We start from the raw sequence: 8,066 nt of genomic DNA, 5'->3' as shown, positions 1-8,066 counted from the left end.
AAAAAAATTACGTATTTACGCGTTTATTCGTTATGTATGACATATATTAAAGGAATAGGAAAAACGCCTTAATTCCCTGTTTTGCGAAGATGGAATACCCAAATACTGCTACAAAACCGTAGGCTCATTGTAAGCAGCCTTTCTTTTCCTGACTACGTTACCGATTCTTCACCAGTGAAATTATATAGATTCTTGCTTAAGCTTGGCAGGGATATTTTATAAGCTATTATGTGCCCCATCTGCGTTTAACCAGGAAAAGTTATTTGCATTAAGAAAATGAATTCCACCCTAGCATGACCACCAATCGCTAAAATTACTTTTTAATGAAAGTAACGATTCCTATAAATATTTTTTAACAAGTCTGGCTATCCCGCCTTTTTTTTGATAATCTTCGTGATTCAACTATGGTGGCTCTATTGGTCCCTTCGCGGCGATAGATTGTGAACCCCGTCAGGCCCGGAAGGGAGCAGCGGTAACAATTGATTCGAGCGCCGAAGTGTGGCTCTTAGAGCTGCCACCCAATTTGCGAAACCTGTATGAGCTATCTGGCACTTGCCCGTAAATGGCGACCACGCACATTTTCCCAACTGGTTGGCCAAGAGCACATCAATAAGGCATTAATCAATGCGTTGAATCAACAGCGTTTGCATCATGCCTACCTGTTTACTGGTACCCGCGGTGTGGGAAAAACCAGTATTGCACGTATTTTAGCAAAATCACTTAATTGTGAACACGGAATTAGTTCTGAACCTTGCTTGCAATGCAATGCCTGTATGGCTATTGAACAAGGCCGATTTATTGATCTCATTGAAATTGATGGCGCATCCAAAACTCGTGTTGAAGATACGCGTGATTTGTTGGATAACGTGCAATATGCACCGGCTAGTGGCCGCTTTAAAATTTACTTAATTGATGAAGTGCATATGCTGTCTCAACATAGTTTTAATGCCTTGCTAAAAACTTTAGAAGAACCGCCTGCCCATGTAAAATTTATCTTAGCAACTACGGATCCACAAAAGCTTCCCGTTACGGTTTTATCAAGATGCTTGCAATTTAATTTAAAACATTTAGCCGCAGACGTAATTAGCCAACATTTACAACTTATTCTTAACGATGAACAATTAGATTTTGAAGTTGCAGCCCTAGATATTCTAGCTCAAGCTGCCCGCGGTAGTATGCGCGATGCCTTAAGTTTGTTAGATCAAGCCATTACAAGCTGTGATATAAAATTGCACGCTAGTGATGTTAAACTGATTTTAGGATACACCCAACAAGATTATGCCATCCAATTACTGCAGGCATTAGCGGCACAAAATGCACCCGAGTTATTGACTATTAGTCAACAAATTGCCATTGAAGGTGGGCATTTTCAGTATGTTCTCGATGAGTTACTCAATTATTGTCATCAAATCACGGTGTATCAGAGCATTGGTGATCAGAATTCGCTAATTAGCCCATCACCGGAAGTGAAAACGTTAGCCCTGCAATTTTCAGCCGAAGACATTCAGCTATTTTATCAAATTGGTTTAAAGGGACGAGAAGAAATTCATTTAGCCCCTATTTTAGCCATTGGCTTTAATATGACGATACTGCGGATGTTAACGTTCCGACCAGCAGTGAAGATAAAAACCATTTCATTATCCCAATCCAGTGAGACCGCAGCCCTGCCCAAAGAAGATACGGTGCCAGAATATGAAACACCTGTAATTCCCCCGGGAACAGGTAGCAATATTCCAAATGAAATTGCTCTAGTGAGCCCAGAAAAAGTCAAAATGCAGGTAATTGCAGAAGCAAAACCCAGCGTGACGGATGAAAATCAAAGCTGGATCAATATTATTCCTCAACTTAAACTAACTGGCTTGGCACTTAATGCTATAGAAAATGCCGAATTTATTTCCAGAGAAGGGCGTGAAGTTACATTACGTGTTGCCCGCGGACACCAGTCTTTATTTACGCCAACGGTACTGACACGAATTGAAACAGCACTTGGCAATTATTACCAAAGTCCGATAAAAATCATCCTCAATAGTGACCAATTAGTGCAATCATCGCCAGCTCAACAGAAGGAACAAGCAACGCAACAAAAACAACAAAAAGCAGAAGCCGCACTACATAACGATCCAATGTTTCAACAGCTTCAGCAAGAATTTTCGGCAGAATTGGTCAAAAATTCTATTGTCCCACTCAAAGATGACTTATAATGTATAATAGTTCTATTTCTCAGATCTGCAATAGAATACTGGGATGACTTAAACCTAAACAAACGAGGCTTTAATAATGGATATGAATCAAAATCTTGGTAACTTAATGAAAGAAGCACAAAAAATGCAACAACGTATGCAAGAAGCGCAGCAGCAATTAAGCCAATTAGTAGTTACTGGTGAAGCAGGTGGCGGCATGGTTTCGATTAAAATGAATGGTCGCCATGATGCAACTGAAGTTAAAATCAAACCCACAATGATGGAAGAAGATGTTGAAATGTTAGAAGATTTAATTGCCGCTGCAATTAACGATGCCGTACGCAAAATTGAAAAAGCATCTAAAGAAAAAATCAGCCAATTAACCGCAGGCTTAAATATTCCAACAGATTTAATGGGCGGCAATAAGGAATAATCCTAACGATGGATATGCTAAACCGCTTGGTCGAGGCACTTCGTTGCCTCCCTGGCGTCGGACCCAAATCAGCACAGCGCATGGTGTTTCACTTACTCCAGCATCAAAGACAGCGAGGTTTACACCTCGCCTCTTGCTTGGAACAGGCTATGTCGCAGATAAATCACTGCCAGCGTTGCATGAATTATACAGAACAAAGCTTTTGTGCCCTCTGTCAAAATCCGCAGAGAGATTCATCGTTACTTTGTGTTGTAGAAAGCCCGGCTGATGTATCAGCCATAGAACAGAGTAACTCGTTCCAAGGCAAATATTTTGTTCTTATGGGTAAAATATCCCCTCTCGATGGATTAGGTCCAGATGATATAGGCTTACCCAAACTAAAAAACTTAATCCTTGAAGAAGAAATTCAAGAGGTTATTCTAGCCTTAAGTCCAAGTGTTGAAGGACAAACTACCATTCATTTTATTCAGCAGCTTTTGCGCGATCAGTCTATTAATATTACCCAACTGGCGCATGGAATACCCTCTGGTGGTGAACTCGAATTTTTGGATGGAAACACTATTGGCAACGCCCTTCGCAATAGAGCCCTAATTAATGTTTAAAACAATATACCGAAATAAATACATTATCTTATTGATGTTCCTTCTCACAAGTCAGGCACATGCTACTTTTTACAAAAATCTATGGCCACAATGGGAAGTAAATAATCCGCTATCAAAGGAAATTATCTCCCATCAATTATGGCAAGATTTCTTGAATCGCCGTGTTATTACGAATGCAGAAAACATTAACCTTGTTGATTACGCACATATGACCCAAATTGATTTAAACCTGCTTAAAGACTATTTAAAAAACATGGCGCAAATCAATATTGATAATTACAACCGTGCTGAACAATTAGCGTATTGGATTAATGTATACAATGCCCTTACCGTCCAAACGGTAGCCAATTACTACCCGGTGTCCACGATTCAAGAAATTAATATCTCTCCAGGCCTATTCAGTGTTGGCCCATGGGGTGCCAATTTAATTACCATTAAAGACACGCCGTTAACCTTGGATGATATTAATAATCGCATCATTCGTCCAATTTGGAATGACGCGCGCACCCACTATACATTGAACAATGCCAGCATAGGTGCTCCTAATTTAAATCGCAAGGCGTATCAAGGACATATTCTGGATGAACAATTAAATAATGCGGCATCTACGTATATTAACTCATTACGAGGGGTGAGCGTGATTGAAGGAAGGCTGATTATTTCTAAACTGTATGATTGGTATGAAGAAGATTTTGGCGGCCGCAAGCAAGATGTGATTACCCATCTATTACAATTTGCCAAAGAGCCGCTGCAAAGCCAGCTCAAACACATTAATACCATAGATAGTTATATCTATAATTGGCATATAAACAGCCCTGCTGTTGACTCCGCATGAAAGCAACCGCAAGCAAATTCTCCTATTTTTTTTATTTCCTGCTCTTTAATTTATGTTTTTTTAGCTTACAAGCTGCTTTATTGTATTTACAAAATGGAAATTTTGTAAGCTCTATCGTGCTCCCTGCGATAGCCTGGCAGCAAGTACTCGCAACGCTGGGTATTCAGATTGTCCTCTATTTATTACTATCAGGCCTGCAGACTATTTTACTCCTTGGGATACTAAAACGCCCCTGGCATCATTTTTCCCCTGATCAGTGGCAAATTATTATTTGGCTTTTATGGGCGTGTATTATCCTTAGTGCTAATGCCTACTATTTTCCACTCAGTGTCTTTAGCAAATTATTATCCCCACCAATCCCAACATTATTTATATTCATGGTATTGAATATTTCGGGGCTAGCTGTAACTCTTTTAATACTTAATAGCTTACTTTACCGCCAGAGCGTGTATTTACTCGGAATAGTAATACCCTGCGTATTTTTTTTCGTTTTCAACAATACTGACAAGCAGATAAACAAACCGCAATCAAGTACGCGGCCCAATGTGATTATTTTAGGCATTGATTCCCTAAGCCCAGAAAGTATCAACTCAGAAAACATGCCATTCTTTTCACAGTTAATTAAAAGCAGCAGCCAATTTACTAACTCCATCAGCCCCTTAGCCCGAACGTACCCTGCCTGGACCAGTATACTAACAGGCTTGTATGCGAAGCATCATCATGCAGAAGAAAATTTAGTAGCCAAAAATACGGTGAGAAGCCAAGACAGCATCGCCTGGCTATTAAGGAAGAATGGGTACTATACTATTTTTGCCACTGATGACCGGCGATTTAACAGCATCGATACCGAATATGGCTTTAAAAAAATTATTGGCCCTAAAGCAGGGGTAAATGATGTGCTGATTGGCTCATTTAATGATTTTCCATTAAGTAATTTATTAATTAATTTTCGCATTAGTACTTGGCTATTCCCCTTTAATTACAGCAATCGTGCCAGCTTTTTTTCTTATTACCCACAAACGTTTAACGAAAAATTAGAACAAGAACTTTCCACAAACATCCAGAAATTCCCTGTTTTTTTAGCCGTCCATTTTACGCTCCCTCATTGGCCTTACGCATGGGCAGAATCATTACCAGAACAAGTCAATAACGAATTTAGTATTGAGAAGCGCGATATTCTTTACCAGCAATCCCTGCACCGCATAGACAAACAATTCCACTCGTTTTTTACTTATTTGCAACAACGTAATTATTTTGACAATAGTTTGCTGATCCTATTAAGTGATCATGGTGAAGTGTTGTACTACCCTAATTCACGACTAACCAACTATCATAATTATCAAGGAAAACGCCCTAGTAGATTTGCTGAATATCTAAAACACCATACAGCAACCGTCCTGAATAAAAGCGCAGGACATGGTTCTGATATATTAAGCCCGAAGCAATACCATAATGTATTGGCGTTTAGGATATATAAACATGGCCAGATAACCACACCAACAAGTCAAATCAATACGCGGATGGCCTTAATTGACTTGGCGCCCACCATTATTGATTATCTTCATTTAAACACTGCGCAAAAAATGGATGGCATTTCTTTATTGCCATCGATACGAAATCCCTTGTTTTCCTTACCACAGCGCATTTTTTTCATTGAAAGTGGCATGTTTCCCAACCAATTGCTATCGAAAAAAAAATCCATCAAAATTGGCGAACTTTTTTATAATGTAAATCCTCTTAGTGGCGAACTTGAGATCAAACCCGAGAAACTGCAAGCCATAAGTGAACAAAAACTATATGGAATCATTTATGGTGATTGGGTACTAGCCCTTTATCCAGAGAAAAGAACGTATATCCCTGTGATTCAGAACCTCTTGAGCGGATTATGGATTGATAATTTACACAGTAATTTTGCCCAATCAACTCCAGCCCAACAAATGTATCAACAAATGCAGCAATTTTATGGCCATGAATTATTTCTACCATTACCTTAATAGTCACTAAAGCAATAAACTAATGATAAATCCCCAAGTTAATGTGAACACTTGCGTTACAATAAACTCCGCTAAATACGATTCATCATTGACATGACATTCACTGATTACGGTATACTCCGCGTATTATTATTCAGGAGTATTACCGATATGAATCACGGTGGATTTTCATGGAAACGTTTTATTGGTATTTCAGCACTTAAAGCCAAAATATCCAGAAAGATTGGCATTCCACTAACTAAATCTGGTCGCCAAAGAAAGTTAGGTGCCTTTATCATAAAATGTTTTTACTCATTCTTTTTTGCACAAAAAAAAGAAAAATAAGCTAATCTTTTTTACAAACCAGTCAACTTGTTTTTATTGAGCATCCTCAACAGCGCGAAATAATTGCTCCATTGTATCATGCGCAGTCATCGGCTGATGGCCATAAATGGCAATCACCCTTAATACTGCATCACGATTTCGCTGCCCTATGTGAATATTGTGCTTATCCATGTTATCAACATAAGGCTCAGTAAGAACATGCCGATTTTTCAATTCAATACGCAACGCATCCATCACGCAGCATAAGACATGAAACACATCATCAACCGCTGCTTTTTCGGCCTCATTGAGCATGGGCAACCAATAGAAAGAACTCTCCTGAATAATAGCCAAAAAAGTATAACGTAAATAACGACTGTCGTTATTAGCAAAATAGCCATACAAATCCAAACATTCTGTAGTCGTGAGTTGGGCAAATAAATGGACCATTTTATTTTGAAAATTATCATTTGCATGTGTATCGGCAGTAAGACTTTGCCGTAAAAGCATCACCGCATCAATTAAACGATTCGGATTAAACCAAAATTTATAAGCCAGCCTTAAGTCATGCAGTAGTTCCATGGTTGCTTGTTTTACATTCTTCGGTGTAAACGGTACTTTTAGCCGTTTAATAGCGGCCTGGATTATTTCTCTAAAGCTCTCATCAACCTCCAACATAATTCCTTGAGGTAATTCATCTTCATGCAATAACCGATCAATTCCTGGGGTTAAACCATTTTGTAGTGCAGCACGATAAAGTTGCTGTTGCATTAATTCAATATATGAATGCAAAATACTTAAACGTGTACGCACAGAAACCAGTTTTTCCGGATGCATATCCTGTGAGAATAACTTATCGGGATACAACTTATAGAAAAAAACAGCATTAACTAAATTAATAAATTTGGGCTGTGCAAAAAAAGTTAATGCCACTTGTTGTTGTGGTGTATTCCAATCATGAAATAAAGATGAGGACTCAATATCTGTAGCTTCATGCTGGCTCCAAAAATCAATTAATTCAGTCAACCACAAATCAAGGCGCTGTTTAACAAATAAGCGCTTCAGTTGATTGGAAAATTTACTGACTTGCTTCATCGCATCTAAGGATCCAACTGATTTCACCAATTTATACAGAGAAATGATTTCGATGATAAGATCCTTTTTTGCATTAGCATTTAACACTTGTGTTAATTGCTGCTCTAAATTTAAAATGAGCTTAAAGTGATCAAATCGGCAGGGTACGCAAACCGCCGGAAAACTGACTTCGAGTTTATTATCGAGTAAACGTAAGTAATCTAAATACTTATTGGCTATAGCTGCACACAAATTAATCGCTTGTTCAGAATTAGTATTTGCGTCATGAATATCGAATAAATACTTGTGCAAACAACTCTTCAACTGATTCAATTCATATTTTATCTGTGCTCGAGCGCGATCCTCGTCAGTAACTAGCCAATTTGATATATGTGTTGTATTGTGAATCATCCTACTATCCTCCAGCAACAGCTATAATGCCTGGAATTGCTACACTGTTATTACAATAGCATCGAAAATAATTGCAAGTCGACAATAATCTTGCCAAAATCTAGTTTGCACACCGTACAAAAAACCCAGGAAAAAACCTATGCCTAACCCTAACTATTTGCTATTTATTGATAAGAGGCCAGTAAGCGATGACCTAAAAAATTACTTCGCACAATTTAANATAGCAATAGTACA

The 8,066-nt window shown here is 38.5% G+C and carries 7 protein-coding genes and 1 other RNA gene; 7 read left to right on the top strand and 1 reads right to left on the bottom strand.

What is annotated here, in order from left to right; all coding sequences use genetic code 11:
* Positions 1 to 414: 414 nt before the first annotated feature.
* The 7 genes from ffs (at position 415) to LDG_RS19935 (ending at position 6,368) form a co-directional block, all read left to right on the top strand.
* An RNA gene (gene ffs / locus LDG_RS19125) (signal recognition particle sRNA small type) lies at positions 415 to 511 on the top strand.
* Positions 512 to 536: 25 nt separating this feature from the next.
* Positions 537 to 2,201 (top strand): DNA polymerase III subunit gamma/tau, encoded by a 1,665-nt coding sequence (gene dnaX / locus LDG_RS16960; protein ID WP_006872684.1) that lies wholly within the window; start codon positions 537 to 539, stop codon positions 2,199 to 2,201.
* Between the two features lie 76 nt (positions 2,202 to 2,277).
* Positions 2,278 to 2,613 carry a YbaB/EbfC family nucleoid-associated protein gene (locus LDG_RS16955; protein ID WP_006872683.1) on the top strand — a complete coding sequence of 112 codons (336 nt, stop codon included), beginning with the start codon at positions 2,278 to 2,280 and terminating at the stop codon, positions 2,611 to 2,613.
* Positions 2,614 to 2,621: 8 nt separating this feature from the next.
* Positions 2,622 to 3,215 carry a recombination mediator RecR gene (gene recR / locus LDG_RS16950; RefSeq protein WP_006872682.1) on the top strand — a complete coding sequence of 198 codons (594 nt, stop codon included), beginning with the start codon at positions 2,622 to 2,624 and terminating at the stop codon, positions 3,213 to 3,215.
* Positions 3,208 to 4,050, top strand: a complete 843-nt coding sequence (locus tag LDG_RS16945) for a DUF547 domain-containing protein (RefSeq protein ID WP_040536396.1) — start codon at positions 3,208 to 3,210, stop codon at positions 4,048 to 4,050. Before recR ends, LDG_RS16945 begins: the two co-directional genes overlap by 8 nt.
* A complete protein-coding gene (locus LDG_RS16940) occupies positions 4,047 to 6,044 on the top strand; it encodes a sulfatase-like hydrolase/transferase (protein WP_006872680.1) in 1,998 nt (665 codons plus the stop codon). Before LDG_RS16945 ends, LDG_RS16940 begins: the two co-directional genes overlap by 4 nt.
* A 150-nt stretch (positions 6,045 to 6,194) precedes the next feature.
* Complete coding sequence (locus LDG_RS19935) at positions 6,195 to 6,368, top strand: hypothetical protein (protein WP_006872679.1); 174 nt, start codon at positions 6,195 to 6,197, stop codon at positions 6,366 to 6,368.
* A gap of 33 nt (positions 6,369 to 6,401) precedes the next feature.
* Here the strand turns inward: LDG_RS19935 and LDG_RS16935 are convergent, their stop codons facing one another.
* The gene (locus tag LDG_RS16935) at positions 6,402 to 7,832 is read right to left on the bottom strand and encodes a hypothetical protein (RefSeq protein WP_006872678.1); all 1,431 of its coding nucleotides are present in this window, start codon (positions 7,830 to 7,832) and stop codon (positions 6,402 to 6,404) included.
* Positions 7,833 to 8,066 lie beyond the last annotated feature (234 nt).

Source organism: Legionella drancourtii LLAP12 (genome assembly GCF_000162755.2).
Classification (GTDB): Bacteria; Pseudomonadota; Gammaproteobacteria; order Legionellales; family Legionellaceae; genus Legionella; species Legionella drancourtii.
The sequence above is the reverse complement of the archived record's forward strand: the minus strand, read 5'-3'. Positions and strand labels throughout refer to the sequence as shown.

Excerpts from the sequence above, each read along its gene's own strand:
- LDG_RS16940 (WP_006872680.1), top strand. The coding sequence starts at position 4,047 with ATGAAAGCAACCGCAAGCAAATTCTCCTATTTTTTTTATTTCCTGCTC.
- LDG_RS16935 (WP_006872678.1), bottom strand. The coding sequence starts at position 7,832 with ATGATTCACAATACAACACATATATCAAATTGGCTAGTTACTGACGAG.
- LDG_RS16955 (WP_006872683.1), top strand. The coding sequence starts at position 2,278 with ATGGATATGAATCAAAATCTTGGTAACTTAATGAAAGAAGCACAAAAA.
- dnaX (WP_006872684.1), top strand. The coding sequence starts at position 537 with ATGAGCTATCTGGCACTTGCCCGTAAATGGCGACCACGCACATTTTCC.
- LDG_RS16945 (WP_040536396.1), top strand. The coding sequence starts at position 3,208 with ATGTTTAAAACAATATACCGAAATAAATACATTATCTTATTGATGTTC.
- recR (WP_006872682.1), top strand. The coding sequence starts at position 2,622 with ATGGATATGCTAAACCGCTTGGTCGAGGCACTTCGTTGCCTCCCTGGC.
- LDG_RS19935 (WP_006872679.1), top strand. The coding sequence starts at position 6,195 with ATGAATCACGGTGGATTTTCATGGAAACGTTTTATTGGTATTTCAGCA.